Raw genomic sequence first — 18756 nt, 5'->3', positions numbered from 1 at the left:
CATGGCCGTCGCCGAGCACTACCGGCTCCGCGACGCGCTCCGTGACTCCATCCAGACCGATGAGCGGCTGGGTGTGCGCTACTCGCCCATGGCCTTGATCAGGCTGGCTGGGCGCATGTCGGTCCAGTGCTGCTCGACGTAGTCCAGGCAGGCCTGGCGGTTGTCCTCGCCGTGGACGACGGTCCAGCCGGCGGGCACCTCGACGAACGCCGGCCACAGCGAGTGCTGGCCCTCGTCGTTGACCAGGACGAAGAACGAGCCGTCGGCGTCATCGAACGGGTTGGTCATGTGCGCTCCTCAGTCAGTGAACGTCCGCCGCGGGCCAGGTCCCGCAGGGTTGCCGACAGCACGTCGACGATCGGCCCGACGAACTCGGGCCGGGTCAGGTCGCGGTGTTCGCACGGCACGTCGTGGCTCACCAGGTCGGTGACGTACGGCGCCCAGAGCCCCGCCGCGTCGAGGCCGTCGATCCGGTCCTCGGTGGCGACGAAGTAGTGCGCGCGGCCGTGGTACCGGTCGGGGGTGTGCGCGCGCACCATGCTCAGATTGTTGCCGATCACGGCGAGGATGGCACGCCGCTCGTCGGGTTCGGTGCCGGCGGGCAGCATTCGCTCCCGTACCAACGCTTCCACCAACTCGGGTGACTCCGCTGGCAGGTCGTCGCGGGCGCCGGGGACCGGGCTGACCAGATGCGCGTCGAGCATGGCGAGCAGGCCGACCTCGTGGCTGGCGCGCTGCAGGCGGGTGGCCATCGCGTGCGCGACCACGCCGCCGAACGACCAGCCCAGCAGCAGGTACGGGCCGGCGGGCTGCACCCGCTGGATCAGCTCCACGTAGTGGTCGGCCATCTCCGCGAGCGTCCCGGGCAGCGCCGTGCCGTCGGCCAACCCGCTGGCCTGCAGCGCGTACACCGGGTGTTCCCGGGGGAGGTGGCCGAGCAGCGCGGTATAGCTCCAGCCGAGGCCGCCGATCGGGTGCGGGCAGAACACGGCGGGCGCGGTGCCGCCGGTCCGCAGGGGCAGCAGCGTCGCCAGCGCGGCGTTCCGGTCGGTCTCCTCGCCGGCCAGGCTGGCGGCCAGGCCGGCGGCGGTCGGGGTCTCGAACAGCGCGCGCACCGGCAGGTCGACGCCGAGCGCGGCGCGGACGCGGGCGAGCAGGCCGGTCACGAGCAGCGAATGCCCACCGAGGTCGAAGAACGAGTCGTGCGCGCCGACCTCGGGCACGCCGAGCACCTCGGCCATCAGCGCGCACAGCAGTTCCTCGTGTGGGCCGCGGGCGCCGCGCGACACCGGGCCGTCGAGCCGGGGGGTCGGCAGCGCGCGCCGGTCCAGCTTCCCGCTGGTGGTCAGCGGCAGCCGGTCGACCGGCACGACGACGGCGGGCACCAGGTAGCCGGGCAGCCGTCGGGTGAGCCGCGCGCGGACCGCGGCCGGGTCGGCCGTAGTGACCACGTAGGCCACCAGGACCGGGTCGCCCGGCCGGGGCTCCCGGACCACGACCGCGGCCTGGCGCACGTCCTGGTCGGCGGCCAGTGCCGCCTCGACCTCGCCCGGCTCGATGCGGAAGCCGCGCACCTGCACCTGGTCGTCGGCCCGACCGAGGAAGTCGAGCTGCCCGTCGCGCCGCCAGCGCACCAGGTCGCCGGTGCGGTAGAGCCGCTCGCCGGGCGGGCCGAACGGGGAGGCGACGAACCGTTCGGCGCTCGCCCCTGGCCTGCCGGCGTAGCCGCGGGCGAGCGCGCCGGCGACGTACAGCTCACCGCGCACGCCGGCGGGCACCGGGCGCAGCGCGGCGTCCAGCACGAACAGCCTGCGCCCGAGCAGTGGTCCGCCGATCGGCGGCCGGCCGGTGCCCGGGGTGAGGGGCCGGCTCATGGTGGCGCTGATGGTGGTCTCGGTTGGGCCGTAGGAGTTCACCATCCGCCGGCCGGCCGCCCACCGGTCGACCAGCTCCGCCGGGCAGGCCTCGGCGCTGACGCTGAGCGTGATGCCGGCGGGGATGCTGCCTGCCGGCATGACGGCCAGCGCGGCGGGTTGCAGCAGCAGGTGGGTCAGGCGGGTTCGGCTGATCAGCCGGGCGAGGGGTTCGCCGGGCAGCACGTCGTCGCGGTCGGCGAGCACCAGCGCGCCGCCGGACAGCAGCGCCGGGCAGAACTCCGACAGGTAGCCGTCGAAGCTCTGCGAGGTGAACTGCAGCAGCCGGGTGTGCTCGTCGACGCCGAGTACCGCCGCCTTGGCCGCGGTGAACGACGCGAGGCCGGCGTGCGGCACGACCACGGCCTTGGGCACCCCGGTGGAGCCGGAGGTGTGGATGACGTACGCGGGGTGCGCCGGGTCCAGGGCGCGCACGCGGTCGGCGTCGGTCGGGTCGTGGTCGGGGGCCGGCTCGTCGGCGAAGGTCCCGTCCAGACAGTGCACCGGGATGCCCGGGGTGTCGGGAATCCGCGACCGCAGCGCATCGACGGTGAGCACGCAGGCCGGTCGGATGCCGGCGAGCATCAGCGCCAGCCGTTCGGTGGGGTACTCGGGATCCAGCGGCAGGTAGGCCGCGCCGGCCTTCTGCACGCCGAGCAGCGCGACCACCGACTCCGGGGTCCGGGGCAGGGCCAGGCCGACGAACTGCTCGGGGCCGACGCCGGCGGCGATCAGCCGGTGGGCCAGGCGGTTCGCGGCGGCGTTGACCTCGGCGTAGGTGATTTCACTGGCACCGTGTACCAGTGCGACGTGGTCGGGGGTCGCGGCGACCTGGCGTTCGAACAGCGCTGGCAGGGGGACCGCCGCCGGCGCGTCGGCGGGGGTCCCCCAGTCGGTGAGCTCGGCGCGTTCGGCGGGGGTGAGCACCTCGACGGCGCCGACCGGCGCGTCCGGGTCGGCCACCAACTGGCCGAGCACGCGCACCAGTCGGGTGGCGAACAGCTCGACGGTGTCGTGGTCGAACAGGTCGGTGCGGTAGTCGATCCCGCCGCCGAGCCCGTCCTCGGTCTCGCGGACCGCGACGCTCAGGTCGAACTTGGCGCCGCCGGGCGGGGTCTGCTCGACCGCCACCCGCAGCCCCGGCAGGTCCAGGTCGAGGTCCTCGGCGGCGTCCATGGTCAGCGCGACCTGGAACAGCGGGTGGCGCGACAGCGACCGGTCGGGGTTGAGCGCCTCGACGAGCCGTTCGAACGGCAGGTCCTGGTTGGCCTGGGCGTCGAGGTCGGTGTCCCGGACCCGGCCGAGCAGTTCGCGGAAGGTCGGCGCGCCGGACACGTCGGTGCGCAGCACCAGGGTGTTGACGAAGAACCCGACGAGTCCGTCCAGCGCCTGGTCGGTGCGCCCGGCCACCTGGCAGCCAAGCGGGATGTCCCCGCCGGCGCCGAGCCGGGACAGCAGCACGGCGAGACCGGCCTGCATGACCATGTACACCGACACCGCGTTGTCCCTGGCCAGCGCGCGGAGGTCGCGGTGAAGGGCGGTGCCGAGGTCGAACGGCACGGTCGCGGCGTCCCCGGCCGGGGTCGCCGGCCGGGGCCGGTCGGTGGGCAGGGCGAGTTCGGCCGGCAGGTCGGCGAGGGTGCGCCGCCAGTAGGCGAGCTGGCGGTCGCCCTCGGCGGTCAGGGTGTCGCCGTCGCCGAGCAGGTCGCGTTGCCACAGGGTGAAGTCGACGTACTGGACCGGCAGTGGGTCCCAGTCCGGTGCCCGCTGGTCGCCGCGGGCGCGGTAGGCCGTGGCCAGGTCGCGGGTGAGCCTGCCCATGGACCAGCCGTCGGCCGCGATGTGGTGCAGCACCAGGACCAGCAGGTGCTCGTCCGGTCCGGACTGGAACAGCCTGGTGCGCAGGGGCGGTTGGGTCCGCAGGTCGAAGCCCGTCGCGCACTCGGCCGCAATGGCCGCGGCCAGTCCCCCAGCGGGCGGCTGCTCGACGGGCAGCGTGCCGCTGGCCGCGGCAAGGAGTTGGTGTGGTTGGCCGTCGTGCTCCGGGAACACCGTGCGCAACGCCTCGTGCCGGGCCACCACGTCCCGCACCGCGGCCGCCAACGCGACCACGTCCAGATCGCCGGACAGCCGCAGCACCAACGGAATGTGGTAGCTGGCGTCGCCGCTCATCCGGTTCAGGAACCACAACCGCCGCTGCCCGAACGACAACGGCACCACGGCCGGCCGGGGCACCGCGCGCACGGCCGGCCGGGGCGGGCGACTCGGGTCGTCGTGGTCGGCGAGCGTGCCGGCGAGCGCGGCCACCGTCGGCGCCTCGAACAGCGCCCGCACCGGCAGGTCGACCCCCACTGCCGCGCGCAGGCGCGACATCAGCCGGGTCGCCAGCAGCGAATGCCCGCCGAGGTCGAAGAACGAGTCGTGCACGCCGACCTCGGGGAGCCCGAGCACGTCGGCGAACAGCCCGCACAGCACCTGTTCCCGCAGGTCGCGCGCCCGTCCGGACAGGGCGCCTTGCCGGGGTTCCGGCAGGGCGGCGCGGTCGATCTTGCCGCTCGGTGTCCGTGGCAGCTCATCGAGCACGACGACGACGGCGGGCACCATGTGGTCGGGCAGCCGGGTGGCCACCGACCGCCGCAGGGCCACCGGGTCCACCTCGGACCCGACCACGTAGGCGACCAGCCCGTCCCGCCGGGCGACCACGGTGACCGCGTCGACCTGGTCGGCCATAACAGCGGCCACCTCGGCCGGTTCGACCCGGTAGCCCCGGATCTTCACCTGGTCGTCGACCCGGCCGAGGAACTCCAGTTGGCCGTCCCGGCGCCAGCGCACCAGGTCGCCGGTGCGGTACATCCGCTCCCCCGCGCCGAACGGGCAGGCCACGAACCGGCCGGCGGTCGCGCCGGGCTGTCCCCGGTAGCCGCGCGCCAGCCCCGAGCCCGTGACATACAGCTCGCCGCGCACCCCGGGCGGCACCGGCCGCAGCCGGTCGTCCAGCACGTACACGCCGGTGTCGGGCAGCGGGCGGCCGATCGGCGGCGGACCGGCGGCGGTCGCGGGCAGCGGCCCGGTCATCGACACGCACACGGTGGTCTCGGTCGGCCCGTAGGCGTTGACGAACCGCCGGCCGGCGGCCCACCGCGCGGGCAGGTCGGGTGGGCAGGTGTCGCCGGCGACCACCAGGGTGCGCACGGTCGACAGTGGACCGGGGTGGCCGGCGGCGAGCAGTACGGGCGGCAGGGTGAGGTGGGTGACCTGGTGGTCGGCGACGAGGGCCGCGACGGTGTCGGCCAGGTCGGCCTGGGTCAGTTCGGGCAGCACCAGCGCCGCGCCGGCGACCAGCGCGGTGCCGATCTCGGAGACCGAGGCGTCGAAGCTGGTCGGCGCGAACTGCAGGACGCGGCTGGTGTCGTCGATGCCGAACCCGGCGACCTGGGCGGCCAGCAGGTCCGCGATCCCCTGGTGGGTCACGACAACGGCCTTGGGCGTCCCGGTGGAGCCGGACGTGTGGATCACGTAGGCGGGGTGGCGGGGGTCCAGCGGCCGGACGCGGTCGTGGTCGGTGAGGTCGGTGGCCGGCAGGCGGGCGACCTCGGCCGCGATGTCGTCGAGCACAATGACCGGTCCCGGCCACACGTCCCGGCCGGGTGCGCGGTCGGCGAGCACGAGCCGGGTGCCGGCGTCGGCCAGCAGGAACCCGGTCCGCGCCGGGGGGCCGTCCGGGTCGACGGGCAGGTAGGCCGCGCCGGTCTTGAGCACCGCGAGGACGGTCACCACGAACCGGGCCGACCGGGGCAGCAGGACCGCGACGATGTCCTCGGCGCCGACGCCGGTGGCGGCCAGGTGGCGCGCGAGCCGGTTGGCCGACGCGTTGAGGTCGGCATAGGACAGTGCGTCGAGCACGGCCGGGTTGGCCGGGGTGCGGTGGACCTGTGCCTCGATCATCGCCGGCAGGGTGGTGGCGGGCAGGTCGGTGGCGGGGCCGTGCCAGTCGCCGAGCACCTGGGCCCGTTCGGTGTCGCTGAGTACCGCCACGCGGCTCACCGGGAGGTCCGGGTCGGCGGTGACCTGGGCGAGCACGCCGACGAGCCGGGTGACCAGGCCCTCGGCGGTCTCGCGGTCGAACATCTCGGCCGAGTAGTCCAGGGTGCCGGTGAGTCCGCCCGCCGGGACCTCGCCGATGCTGAAGGAGAGGTCGAAGGTGGCGCTCGGTGTGCCGGCCGGGGCGAACTCGACCTGGACGCCGGGCAGGTCGAGCACGCCGTCGGCGTTGTTGTCGAAGGCCAGCATCACCTGGAACAACGGCGGGCGGCCGACCTGGCGGTCCGGGTTGAGCGCCTCGACCAGCCGCTCGAACGGCAGGTCCTGGTGGGCGTAGGCGTCCAGGTCGGTGTCGCGGGCCCTGGCCAGCAGCTCGCGGAAGGTCGGGTCGCCGGCCAGGTCGGTGCGCAGGACCAGGGTGTTGACGAAGAACCCGACCAGGTCGTCGAGGGTCTCGTCGTCGCGCCCGGCGACCGAGGTGCCGATGGGGATGTCGGTGCCGGCGCCCAGCCGGGACAGCAGCAGGGCCAGTGCCGCGTGCAGCACCATGAACACCGACGCCCCGTGCTGGCGGGCGAGCCGGGTGAGGTCGTGGTGCAGCGCGGCGGGGACCTCGACGGGGACCGAGCCGCCGCGGTGGGCGGCGTGCGGTGGCCGGGGGCGGTCGGCGGGCAGCGCCAGCTCGGCTGGCAGGTCCCGCAGTACCGTCCGCCAGTGGGCCAGCTGCCGGCCGAGTGGGCCGGTGGGGTCGTGCTCGTCGCCGAGCAGTGCGTGTTGCCACAGGGCGTAGTCGGCGTACTGGACCGGCAGCGGGGCCCAGTCGGGGGCGGTGCCGTCGTGGCGGGCGGCGTAGGCGGTGGTCAGGTCGCGGCTCAGCGGCGCCATCGACCAGCCGTCGCCGGCGATGTGGTCCACGACCACGATCAGCACGTGCTCGTCGGGTGCGGTGGCGAGGAGTCGGGCGCGCAGCGGTGGTTCGGTGGTGAGGTCGAACGGGGCGGCGATCGCGGCCGCGGTGACCTCGGCCGCCTGGTCGGGGGCGACCTCGGTCACCGGCAGTCCCGGCCAGGCCTGGTCGGTGTCCAGGACCTGTTGGTGTGGTTGGCCGTCGTGCTCGGGGAACACCGTGCGCAGAGCCTCGTGCCGGGCCACCACATCGCGTACCGCGGCGGCCAACGCGAGCACGTCCAGATCGCCGGACAGCCGCAGCACCAACGGAATGTGATAGCTGGCGTCACCGCTCATCCGGTTCAGGAACCACAACCGCCGCTGCCCGAACGACAACGGCACCACGGCCGGCCGGGGCACCGGGCGCGGCGACGGGCGGGAGCGCCGGGCCGGGTCGAGCCGGTCGGCGAGCCGGGCGACCGTGGGTGCCTCGAAGACCGCGCGCAGCGGCAGTTCCACGCCCAGCGCCGACCGGACCCGGGAGACCAGCCGGGTCGCCAGCAGCGAATGCCCGCCGAGGTCGAAGAACGAGTCGTGCACCCCGATCTCGGGCAGTCCGAGCACGTCGGCGAACAGCCCGCAGAGCACTTCCTCCCTCGGGTCGCGGGGGCCGGCCGCGGCCGGCGCGGAGACCTCCGGTGCGGGCAACGCGCGCCGGTCGACCTTTCCGCTGGCGGTCAACGGGAACGCGTCGAGCAGGACCACCGCGGCGGGCACCATGTACCCCGGCAGCCGGGCCGCCGCGAACTCCCGCACGTCCCCCGGGGTCAGCCCGCCAACGGGCACGACATAGGCCACGAGATCCCGGCCGGCGCCGGCGACCACCTCCCTGGCGATGACCACCACCTGCCCCAGGTCCCCCAACACGACCTCGACCTCACCGGGCTCGACCCGCATGCCGCGGATCTTCACCTGGTCGTCGACCCGGCCCAGGTACTCCAGCTGGCCGTCGCGGCGCCAGCGCGCCAGGTCGCCGGTGCGGTACATCCGCTCGCCGGCCGCGAACGGGCAGGCCACGAACCGGTCCGCGGTCCGCGCCGGGTCGCCGCGATAGCCGCGGGCCAGCCCGGTGCCGGCGAGGTACAGGTCACCGCGCACCCCGGGCGGCACCGGCCGCAGCCGCTCGTCCAGCACGAAGGCGCGGGTGTTGGGCAGCGGCCGGCCGATCGGCGGGACCGCGCCGATGTCGGGGTGTTCGGTGTGCCAGGAGGTGGCGTAGACGGTGGCCTCGGTGGGGCCGTAGGCGTTGACCACCCGGCGGCCGGGGTGGCCGGCCAGCATGTCCCGGACCAGCCCCGCCGGCAGCGCCTCCCCCGCGAACACCACGGTGTCGGCCTCGAAGACATCCCGGTCAGCCGCGGCCGTCAGCTGTGCGAGCGCCGACGGCACGGCGCTGACCAGGCTGCCCGACCAGCCTGGCCGCTCGGCCAACGCCAGCAGGTCCTCGACCAGCTCGATCCGCCCGCCGCACAGCAGCGGCCCGAACAGCTCGAACACCGACACGTCGAAGCCGAGCGAGGTCGAGGCGAGCACCCGCGACAGCCGCTGGGGACCGAGCTCGGCCCGCGCCCAGGAGGTCAGCTCCACCACCGACCGGTGCGCGACAAGCACGCCCTTGGGGGTGCCGGTGGAGCCGGAGGTGTACAGCAGGTAGGCCGCGCAGTCGGCCAGCAGCGGCCCGCGCCGGTCGTCGTCAGTCAGGTCCTCGGCCGCGAGCCCGGCCAGTTCCGGCGCGTCCGGGGCGAGCACGGGGATGTCCAGGCGGGCGGCGGTCTCCCGGTCGGCCAGTACCGCCACGGGGGCGGCGTCGGCCAGCAGAAACGCGATCCGCTCGGCCGGCAGGGACCGGTCGACCGGGAGGTAGGCGCCGCCCGCCTTCAGCACGGCCAGCATGGCGACCAGCAGGTCGGCCGTGCGCGGCAGTGCCAGCGCGACCAGCCGTTCCGGGCCGACGCCGGCGGCCACCAGCAGCCTGGCCAGCCGGTTGGCGCGGGCGTTCAGCTCGGCGTAGGTCAGGGTGTCCGGCCCGGCCAGCACCGCCTCGGCCAGCGGGGTGCTGGCCACCTGGGCCTCGAACAGCGCGGGCAGTGTGGCGGCGGAAACCGGGGTGGCAGCGGGGTTCCAGGCCGCCAGTACGCGGTCCCGGTCGGCCGGGGTGAGCAGGTCGATGTCGGTGACGCGGGTGTCCGGCGCGGCGGTGACCCGCTCGAGCACCCGGACCAGCCAGCCGGCCAACGCCTCGACCGTGTCCCGGTCGAACAGGTCGGCCGCGTAGTCCACCGAGCCCGCGAGACCGGCCGGGGCGCCGTCCGCGCCGCGCCGGTCGGTGAACGTCACCGACAGGTCGAACTTGGCCACGTCGGTGCCCGCCGGCTCGACCGCCACGGTCAGCCCCGGCAGCTCCAGGCCGATCTCGGCGTTGTTGTCGAAGGCCAGCATCACCTGGAACAACGGCTGGCGGGCCAGCGACCGGACCGGGTTGAGCACCTCGACCAGCCGCTCGAACGGCACGTCCTGGTGGGCGTAGGCGGCGATGTCCCGCGCGCGGACCCGGTCGAGCAGCTCCAGGAACGTCGGGTCGCCGGACAGGTCGGTGCGCAGCACGAGCGTGTTGACGAAGAAGCCGACCAGGTCGTCGAACGCCTCGTCGGTGCGGCCGGCCACCGGGGTGCCCAGCGGGATGTCCTCGCCCGCGCCCAACCGGGACAGCAGCACCGACAGCCCGGCCTGCACGACCATGAACACGGTCACCCCGTGCCGGCGGGCCAGGTCGGCGAGCGCGCGGTGCAGGTCGGCGCCGGTGTCGAACTCGACCTGACCGCCGGCGTGCGAGGCGACCGCCGGCCGGGGGCGGTCGACCGGCAGCGCCAGCTCCGCCGGCAGCCCGTCGAGGTGCTCGCGCCAGAACCGGACCTGGGCGCTGAGCACACTGTCCTGGTCGTGCTCGGTGCCGAGCAGTTCGCGCTGCCAGAGGGTGTAGTCGGCGTACTGCATCGGCAGCGGCGCCCAGTCCGGTGCGGCGCCCGCGCGGCGCGCGGTGTACGCGGCGCCGAGGTCGCGGGCCAGCGGGGTCAGCGACCAGCCGTCGCCGGCGATGTGGTGCAGCACCAACACCAGCACGTGCCGGTCCGCGGCCAGCCGGAACAGCCGGGCCCGCAGCGGCGGGTCCACCGCGAGATCGAAGCCCCGCACACACTCCGCGGCGACCACCTCGGCCGCGACCTCGGGGGCCAGGTCGACCACGTCCAGGGCCGGCGCCGGGGTGTCCAGGATGACCTGGGTCGGCTCGCCGTCGACCTCGGTGAAGATCGTCCGCAGCGCCTCGTGCCGGTCGCGCACGTCGGCCAGTGCCGCGCGCAGCGCGGGGACGTCCAGGTCGCCGGTCAGCCGCAGCGCGACCGGGATGTTGTAGGTGCCGTCGTCCGGGCCGGCCATCCGGTTGAGGAACCACAGCCGCTGCTGGGCGAAGGACAGCGGCACCACCGGCGGGCGGGGCATGGCCCCTGGTGCGGGGCGCGGGGTGTCGCCGGTGCCGCCGGCCAGCCGCTCGGCGAGCAGCGCGACCGTCGGCGCCTCGAACAGGGTCCGCAGCGGCAGCTCGACCGAGAGCACCGCGCGGATGCGGGACACCAGGCGAGTTGCCAGCAGCGAATGCCCGCCGATGTCGAAGAACGAGTCGTCCACGCCCACCGCGGGCAACCCGAGCACGTCGGCGAACAACCCGCACAACACGTCCGCGCGCGGGTCCCGGGGCGCCCGGCCGACGGTGACCACCGACGAGGACACGTCCGGCGCCGGCAGCGCGCGCCGGTCGACCTTCCCGCTCACCGTCAACGGAAACGCGTCGAGCACGACGACCGCCACCGGCACCATGTACCCCGGCAGCCGGGCGGCCGCGAACTCCCGCACACCCGCCGGGGTCACCTCGCCGGCCGGCACGACATAGGCGACCAGTCCCCGGCCGGCGCCGGCGACCACCTCGCGGGCGATGACCACCACCTGGCCCACCCCGGGACAGTCGCCCAGCACGACCTCGACCTCACCGGGCTCCACCCGCATGCCGCGGATCTTCACCTGGTCGTCGACCCGGCCAAGGAACACGATGCCGCCGTCGGCCTGGCGGACCCCGCGGTCGCCGGTGCGGTACAGGCGCAGTCCGGGCGCGAACGGGTCGGCCACGAACCGGTCCGCGGTCCTGGCCGGATCCCCGTGGTAGCCGCGGGCCAGGCCGATCCCGCCGATGTAGAGGTCGCCGGGCACCCCGGTGGGCACCGGCGAGAGCCACTCGTCGAGCACGTGCACCTGGTTGCCCGTGATCGGCCGGCCGACGCTGACCGATCCTGCGGCCCCCGCGTCGACCGGGCCGCAGGATCGTTCAGTCGAGTCGATCGAGACCTCGGTGGCGCCCCACTGGTTGTGCAGGGTCGCGCCACCGAGCCGATCGCGGAAGGCCGCCACCACGTCCGGTTTCAGCGCCTCGCCGCTGGACACGACGTGGCGTACCGAGGCCAGCTCGGCGGTGTGCTCCGGGGTGAGGCAGTCCAGGAACAGGGTGAGCATGCTCGGCACGAACTGCACCACCGCGACCCGGTTGGCGATGGCCGCGTCCCGGATGGCGGCCGGGTCGCGGTGCAGGCCCGGCGGGATCAGCACCACGCGGGCGCCGACCATGAGCGGCCAGAAGCACTCCACGGCCGAGTCGTCGAACACCATGGTGGTCTTCTGCAGCACCGCCTCGTCCGGCCGCAGCCGGTAGACCCGCTGCATCCACCACATCCGGTTCACCCAGCCGCCGTGTGTGCTGGCCACGCCCTTGGGCCGGCCGGTGGAGCCCGAGGTGTAGTACAGCGACACCAGGTGCTCGCCGGCCACCGCCGCCGGCGGCGGGCTGTCCGCCGCGCACCGGTCGACCTCGACGAACTCGACCGCCGCGCCGGCCGGCACCGGGGCACCCCGGTTCACCAGGCAGGCCGGGGCGCCCGCGTCGGCGAGCACGTCGAGCTGGCGGGCGTCGGGCGCGTCGGTCTCGATCGGCAGCACGCAGCCGCCGGCCTTGAGCACACCCAGCAGCCCGACGATCAGCTCCAGCGACCGGTCCAGCCGGACCCCGACCGGCACGTCCGGCCCGACCCCGAGCCGCCGCAGCCGGTGCGCGACCCCGTTGGCCCACCGGTCCAGCTCGCGGTAGGTCAGCCGGTCGGGGCCGTACTCGACGGCGATCGCGTCCGGGGTCCGCGCGACCTGGTCGGCGATCTCCCCGTGCAGCGTGGCGTCCGGCGCGGCCGTGCGGTCGCCGAGACCGCCGGCGGTGAGCAGTTCGGCCCGCTCGCCGGGCAGCAGCCCGGTCAGCTCCCGGACCGGCCGGTCGACGTCCTCGGCGAGCTGGGCCAGCACGTGGGTCAGCCGGCGCACGATCAGCTCGACCTCGGCCCGGTCGAACGCGGCCGGCTGGTAGGAGGCGCGCACGATCAGGTCGTCGCCGGGGAACACCACCAGCGCCAACGGATAGTGGGTGTCGTCGCGGCCCTCACCGTCCACACCGGACACCGTCAGCCCCGGCGCGACGCTCATGGTGGCCAGCACGTCGTCGTTCATCGGGTAGTTCTCGAACGTCAGGTGCGTGTCGAACAGCGTGTCCAGGCCGGCGACCCGCTGGATGTGGGCCAGCCCGAGGTACTGGTGGGGGGTGAGCGCGGACTGCTCGTCCTGCAGGCGGGCCAGCAGCGCGGCGACCGGCTCCGCGCCGTCGAGCCGGACCCGGACCGGCACGGTGTTGATGAACAGGCCCACCATCGACTCGACCCCGTCCAGGTCGGCCGGGCGGCCGGACACGGTGGTGCCGAACACCACGTCGTCGCGGCCGGCGAGCCGGCCGAGCAGGAACGCCCACGCGCCCTGCACGACCGTGTTGACCGTGACCCCGCAGGCGCGCGCGGTCCTCGCCAGCGCCGAGGTCAGCCCGGGCGGCAGGCTCACGGTGTGCCGGTCGGGCAGCGTCGGGGTGTCGTGGTTGGTCGCGGCGGCCAGCAGCGTCGGCTCCTCGACCTCGGCCAGCGCCATCCGCCACGCCGTCTCGGCCGCGGCCGAATCCCTGGCCGCCAGCCAGCGCAGGTAGTCCCGGTAGGGGGTCACCGGCGGCAGGCCGGCGCCGTCGCCGCCGAGCGCGTAGAGGCGGAACAGCTCGTCCATGAGCACCGGGAACGACCAGCCGTCCCACAGGATGTGGTGGCTGGTGACCACGAACCGGTGCCGGCGGGGTCCCAGCCGGACCAGCAGGAACCGCAGCAGCGGCGGCCGGCGCAGGTCGAAGCCGCGCGCCAGGTCGTCCTCGGCCAGCTCGGCCAGCCGCCGGCGGTGGTGCTCGGCCGGCACGCCGGTCAGGTCCACCTCGCGCCATGGCAGCTCGACCGCGCGCGGGATGACCTGCAACGGCTGGCCCTGGCGGCCCTGGCGGAAGAACGCGCGCAGGTTCGCGTGCCGGACCAGCAGCTCCGCGCAGGCGCGGCGCAGCGTGCCGGCGGTCAGGTCGCCGTCGAGGTCGGCGGACAGCTGGCCGACGTAGACGTCCGGCCCGTCGGCCAGCTGCGCGTGGAACAGCAACCCCTCCTGCAGCGGCGACAGCGGCAGGACGTCGTCAATGGGTGGCGCGGTCATCTCGGTGTCCCCGGCTCTCAGTCGAGAAAGCCCGCCTGCAGGTCGTCGAGTTCGGCCTGCGACAACGACATCAGCGACAGGTCCGACGGGGTCAGCCCGCCCGAGGTCGGGTCGTCGAGCTGCCCGGCCAGCGCGGTGAGCGCGGCCAGCCAGTGCCCAGCCAACTCCCGGACCTCCTCCTCGGCCAACACGTTCGACGCCCACTGCCAGGTGACCGTCAGCGCGAGACCGCCGGGTCGCTCCTCGGCGACGGCCGTGACCTCCAGCGGGTGGGCCAGCGGGAGGTCGGGGTCCAGCCCGCTGCCCAGGCTCGCGGTGTCGCCGTCCAGCGACCAGCCGAAGACCTGGTCGTCGGCGCCCGCACCGAGCCGGCCGTGGTAGTTGAACCCGATCTGCGGCGTCGAGGCGCGGGCCAGCAGCTCGCGGGTGTCCTGGTTGAGGTCGCGCAGCAGGCCGTAGCCGACCCCACTGCCGGGCACCCCGCGCAGCTGTTCCTTGACCCGCTTGAGCGCGTCGCCGACGCGCCGGGCCGCGGTGCCGACCTCGGCCCAGGTCACCTCGCCGGGGTCGAGGGTGACCGGGTAGGCCACGGTGAACCAGCCGACCGTGCGGGACAGGTCCGCGCCGGGCACGACCTGCTCGTCGCGGCCGTGGCCCTCGACGTCGACCAGCACGCGGCCGACCCGGTGGCCGCGGCGGGCGCGCCAGTGCCGGACCGCGAGCGCGAGCCCGGTCAGCAGCACGTCGTTGGCGCCCGCGTGGAAGGCCACCGGCAGGCCGGACAGCAGCGGCTCGGCGACCTCGACCGGCACGGTGTCGGTGAACGACCGCGCGGTGGCCGCGAGGTCCAGGTCCGGCTGGAGCGCCCGGGAGCCGAGCGGCGGCTCGGCCACCCGGCCGGTCTCCCGCCAGAACCCCAGCTCGGCGGTGCGCTCCGGGTCGGTCGCCGCGACGATGAGGCCCGCGGCCCACTGCCGGAACGAGGTGCCGACCGGATCGAGCACGATCGGCTCGCCGTCGGCCACGAGCTGGTAGGCGGTGGCCAGGTCGGGCAGCAGGATCCGCCAGGACATCCCGTCCACCACCAGGTGGTGCAGCACCACGAGCAGCCGGCCGGGCTCGTCGCCGGCGTCGAACCACACCAGCCGGCACAGCACGCCGGCGTCCGGGTCGAGGGCCGCGCGGGCGGTCCTGGCGTGCTCGGCGAGCGACTCCTCGGTCAGCTGCCCGGCCGGCACGGTGGTGAGCAGGTCGGCCGCGGCGACCGCGCCGCGGGGCGCGATCGTCAGCGCCCACGCGCCGTCGGCGCCAACGGTGCGCGACATCCGCAGCGCGTCGTGGTGGTCGAGCACCGCCTGCAGCGCCTCGACCAGCAGCGGTGCGCGTACCCCGGCGGGCAGCCGGATGAGCACCGCCTGGTTGAACGCCTTGCCCGTGCCGAGGCGCGCCAGCCAGTGCACGGCCGGGGTCAGCGGCACCTCGCCGATGCCGGCGTCCGGGTCGGCCGCGGCGGCCGCGGCCGGGTTCTGCGCCACCGTCGCCAGCCGGCCGGCGGTACGCCGGGTGAACACGTCGCGCGGGGTGACCGGCACGCCGGCCGCCCGCGCCCGGGAGGCGAGCTGGATGGCCCGGATGCTGTCCCCGCCGATGGCGAAGAAGTCGTCGTCCACCCCGACCCGCTCGATCCCGAGCACCTCGCCGATGAGGCCGCACATCCGGTCCTCGCGCGGGGTCATCGGGCCGCGCGCCGGCTCCGGGGCGTCGACCGCGACCGCCAGCAGTGCCTGCCGGTCGACCTTGCCGTTGGGGGTCAACGGCAGGGACTCCCGGACCACCACCGAGGAGGGCACCAGGTACTCGGGCGCGCGTTCGGCCGCGAAGTCGCGCACCTGCGCCGGATCCAGCGCGCCGTTGGCCGGAGTGACGTGCGCGACCAGCCGGGCGACGCCGTTGGTCGCCGGCGCGACCACCACGGCCTGGCGGACCCCGGGGTGGCGGGCGAGGATCGCCTCCACCTCGGCCGGTTCGACCCGGTAGCCGCGGATCTTGAGCTGGTCGTCGGAGCGCCCGAGGAACTCGACCTCCCCGTCGGCCCGCCTGCGCGCCAGGTCGCCGGTGCGGCACAGGCGGTCGCCCGGCCCGCCGAACGGGTCGGCGACGAACCGGGACGCGGTCTCACCCGGCCGGCCGAGGTAGCCCCTGGCCAGCCCGACCCCACCCAGGTACACCTCACCGACCCCGCCGGAGGGCACCGGCCGCAGCCAGCGGTCGAGCACGTAGAGCCGCGCGTTGGCCAGCGGCCGGCCGACCACCACGCCGGGACCGCGCCGGCCGCCGCCGTGTTCGCCCAGGCGGCAGGTCGTGGTCGTGACCGTCGCCTCGGTCAGGCCGTACACCTCGACCAGGTCGACGCCGAAGGACTGCCAGACGTCGACCGCGTCGGTGCGCACCCGGTCGCCGCCGACCACGGCCAGCCGCAGCGACTCCGGTGCCCCGCCGCGCTCGGCCAGCTCGCGCACCCACTCGTGCCAGTAGGCCGGGGTCAGGTCGACGACGGTGGCCCTGGTGGTGGTCACGCACGCGGTCAGGTCACCGCCGGTGGCCAGCACCCGCTCGGTGGGGATCACCACGGTCGCGCCGACCACCCAGGCCGGCAGCAGCTCCTCCAGCACGACGTCGAAGCCGATCGAGGACAGCTGGAGATAGCGGTCGGCCGGAGTCAGCGCCAGCTCGTCGGCGATCGCGGCGGTGAAGTTCGCCAGCGCGTCGTGGGTGAACATGACGCCCTTGGGCAGGTTCGTCGAGCCGGAGGTGTAGAAGACACAGGCGAGGCCGGCCGGGTACGGCCCGGCCTCGTCGGTCGGCGCCTCGGTGGGCCAGTCGCCGTCCAGGGCGATCACCCGGCGCTCGCCGGCCGCCGCGACGGTGTCGGCCAGCGCGGCCTGGGTGAGCACGACCTCGACCGCCGACGCGTCCAGCAGCTGGGCCAGCCGGGCCGTCGGCAGCTGGGTGTCCAGCGGCAGCAGCGCCCGGCCGGAGCGCAGCGTCGCGAGCACCGCGACCGCGAACTCCACCGACGGCTCGGCCACCACGCCGACCAGCGACTCCGGGGCGGCGGTGGCGCGCAGCACGGCGGCAAGGCTGCTGGCCCGCTCGTCCAGCTCGGCGTAGGTCAGGCTGGTGGCGCCGTGCTCGACCGCGATCGCCGTCGGGGTGCGCGCGGCCTGGGCGGCGACCTGTTGGGGCACCAGGAGTTCCGGCGCCGCGCGGTCGGTCGTGTTCCACTCGCCGACCAGCTGGTCGCGCTCCCCCTGGCCGGCCAGTTCGATCTGCTCGACGTGCGTGCCGGGGTCGGCGACGAACGCCGCCAGCACGCGGACGTAGGTCTCGCCGAACCGCTCGATGGTGATCCGGTCGAACAGGTCCGCGCTGTACTCGATCATGCACACGTGCCCGCCGGTGGGCACCGCCTCGATCAGCACGCTCAGGTCCAGCAACGCCGTGCGGTTGTCCAGGTCCATCGGCTCGAACACCAGCTCACCGGAGCGCCACGGCTCGACGGGCATGTTCTGCAGCACGAGCATCGCGCGCACCAGCGCGTTGCCGATGCCGCCGTCGCGTTCTGGCTGGAGGGTCTCCACGACCTTGTCGAAGGGCAGCTCCTGGTGCCCGTAGGCCTCCCGGCAGGTGTCCCGTGCCCGGCCGACGAGCTGTTCGACGGTCGGGTTGCCGGACAGGTCGGTGCGCAGCGCGAGGGTGTTCACGAAGTAGCCGATCAGCCCGGCGACCTCGGCGCGGTCCCGGTTGGCCACCGCGGTGGCCACGGTGATGTCGTGCTGCCCGGACTGGCGGGAGAACAGCGTCTGCAACGCGGCGAGCAGCACCATGAACGGGGTCGCCTTGCAGGCCCGGCCGAGCGCCTCGATCCCGCCCATGAGCTCCTCGGAGATCGGGAACCGGATGGTCTCGCCCCGGTTGGACCGCACCGCGGGCCGGGCCCGGTCGATCGGCAACCGCAGCGGGTCGGCGCCGGACAGCTTGTGCCGCCAGTAGTCCAGCAGTTTCGTCAGCCGCTCGCCGCGCAGCGTCTCGCGCTGCCAGGCCGCGTAGTCGGCGTACTGGATGGGCAGCTCCGGCAGTTCCGGTTCCCCGCCGGCGACGTAGCCCTCGTAGTAGTGGGACAGCTCGCGGAACACGATCGCCGAGGACCAGCCGTCGGTGACGACGTGGTGCATCACCAGGGTCAGCACGTGGTCCTCCGGGCTCACCCGCAGCAGGCGCATCCGCAGCAGCGGCCCGTTGTCCAGGTCCAGCGGCCCCTCGACCTCGCGCTGCACCGCGGCGTCGATCTCCGAGGGGTGCACGTCGGTCACCGGCAGCGGGATGCGCGCCGACGGCGCCACCACCTGGACCGGCTCGTCGCCGTCGAGCTGGAAGACCGTGCGCAGCGTCTCGTGCCGGTCGACCACCGCGTTGAGCGCCCGCCGCAGCTCCGGTGCGCGCAGCGGGCCGCGGATGCGGGTGGCCGCGATGACGTTGTACGTCGGTTTGCCGGGGTCGATCTGGTGGAGCAGCCACATGCTCTGCTGCGCGAACGACGTGTCCGACACATACCCCTCGGAGATGTCCATCACGAACACGTCATCTGCCATCACCATCACCAGCACCCTCTGTGGGACACCCGACACGCCGAACAGCGCCAGTGTTGTCAGCCCGGGATCACCGGAGTAGTCAGGGAAATCAACCACAACCGGCCGGCAGGGCCCGGTCATACGCTTCGGCGATGGAACAGCGGTTGCGAGCGGTGTGTGACCTGTCGGTGGCCACGGTCCGCGAGGTGTCGGGCAACCACGAGTACGACGGCGAGATCCAGGACCTGTCCCCGGCCGGCGTCGCCGCCGGTCTGTCCACTATGGAGAAAGCGGCGGCGGCGGGTGGGCCGGCCGACCCGCACGACGAGGCGCACCTGGCCGCGTTCGAGAACGCGCTGCGGGTGTCGTTCGGTGAGCTGGAGCTGCACCGCCGCGACCTGTATCCGCACCTGGCGAACCTGGAGCTGGCCTGTTACGACCGGGACTACGCGCCGGCCGCCGACCGGCAGGCCGCCCGGCGCCGCCAGCTCGCGCGCTGGCCGGACGCGGTCGACATGGCGGTCACCTCGCTCGACCGGCTCAGCGCGCCGGTCGCGGGCGCGCTGGGC

Annotated in this window: 4 protein-coding genes; 1 reads left to right on the top strand and 3 read right to left on the bottom strand. The window is 74.7% G+C overall.

Annotated features, from left to right (window positions below):
• Positions 1–78: 78 nt before the first annotated feature.
• The 3 genes from ACYVIP_RS41475 to ACYVIP_RS41465 are packed head-to-tail and all read right to left on the bottom strand — an operon-like array spanning position 79 to position 18214.
• Positions 79–288, bottom strand: coding sequence for an MbtH family protein (locus tag ACYVIP_RS41475; RefSeq protein ID WP_460406583.1), 210 nt, complete (start codon positions 286–288; stop codon positions 79–81).
• A complete protein-coding gene (locus ACYVIP_RS41470) occupies positions 285–13556 on the bottom strand; it encodes a non-ribosomal peptide synthetase (RefSeq protein ID WP_460406582.1) in 13272 nt (4423 codons plus the stop codon). Before ACYVIP_RS41470 ends, ACYVIP_RS41475 begins: the two co-directional genes overlap by 4 nt.
• Before the next feature lie 17 nt (positions 13557–13573).
• A complete protein-coding gene (locus ACYVIP_RS41465) occupies positions 13574–18214 on the bottom strand; it encodes an amino acid adenylation domain-containing protein (RefSeq protein WP_460406581.1) in 4641 nt (1546 codons plus the stop codon).
• Positions 18215–18339: 125 nt separating this feature from the next.
• Between ACYVIP_RS41465 and ACYVIP_RS41460 the strand changes: the two genes are divergently transcribed.
• The coding region (locus tag ACYVIP_RS41460; protein ID WP_460406580.1) for a hypothetical protein at positions 18340–18756 on the top strand (417 nt) is incomplete at its 3' end.

The organism is Actinophytocola sediminis, from assembly GCF_054779715.1.
The sequence above is the reverse complement of the archived record's forward strand: the minus strand, read 5'-3'. Positions and strand labels throughout refer to the sequence as shown.

Excerpts from the sequence above, each read along its gene's own strand:
- ACYVIP_RS41465 (WP_460406581.1), bottom strand. The coding sequence starts at position 18,214 with ATGGTGATGGCAGATGACGTGTTCGTGATGGACATCTCCGAGGGGTAT.
- ACYVIP_RS41475 (WP_460406583.1), bottom strand. The coding sequence starts at position 288 with ATGACCAACCCGTTCGATGACGCCGACGGCTCGTTCTTCGTCCTGGTC.
- ACYVIP_RS41470 (WP_460406582.1), bottom strand. The coding sequence starts at position 13,556 with ATGACCGCGCCACCCATTGACGACGTCCTGCCGCTGTCGCCGCTGCAG.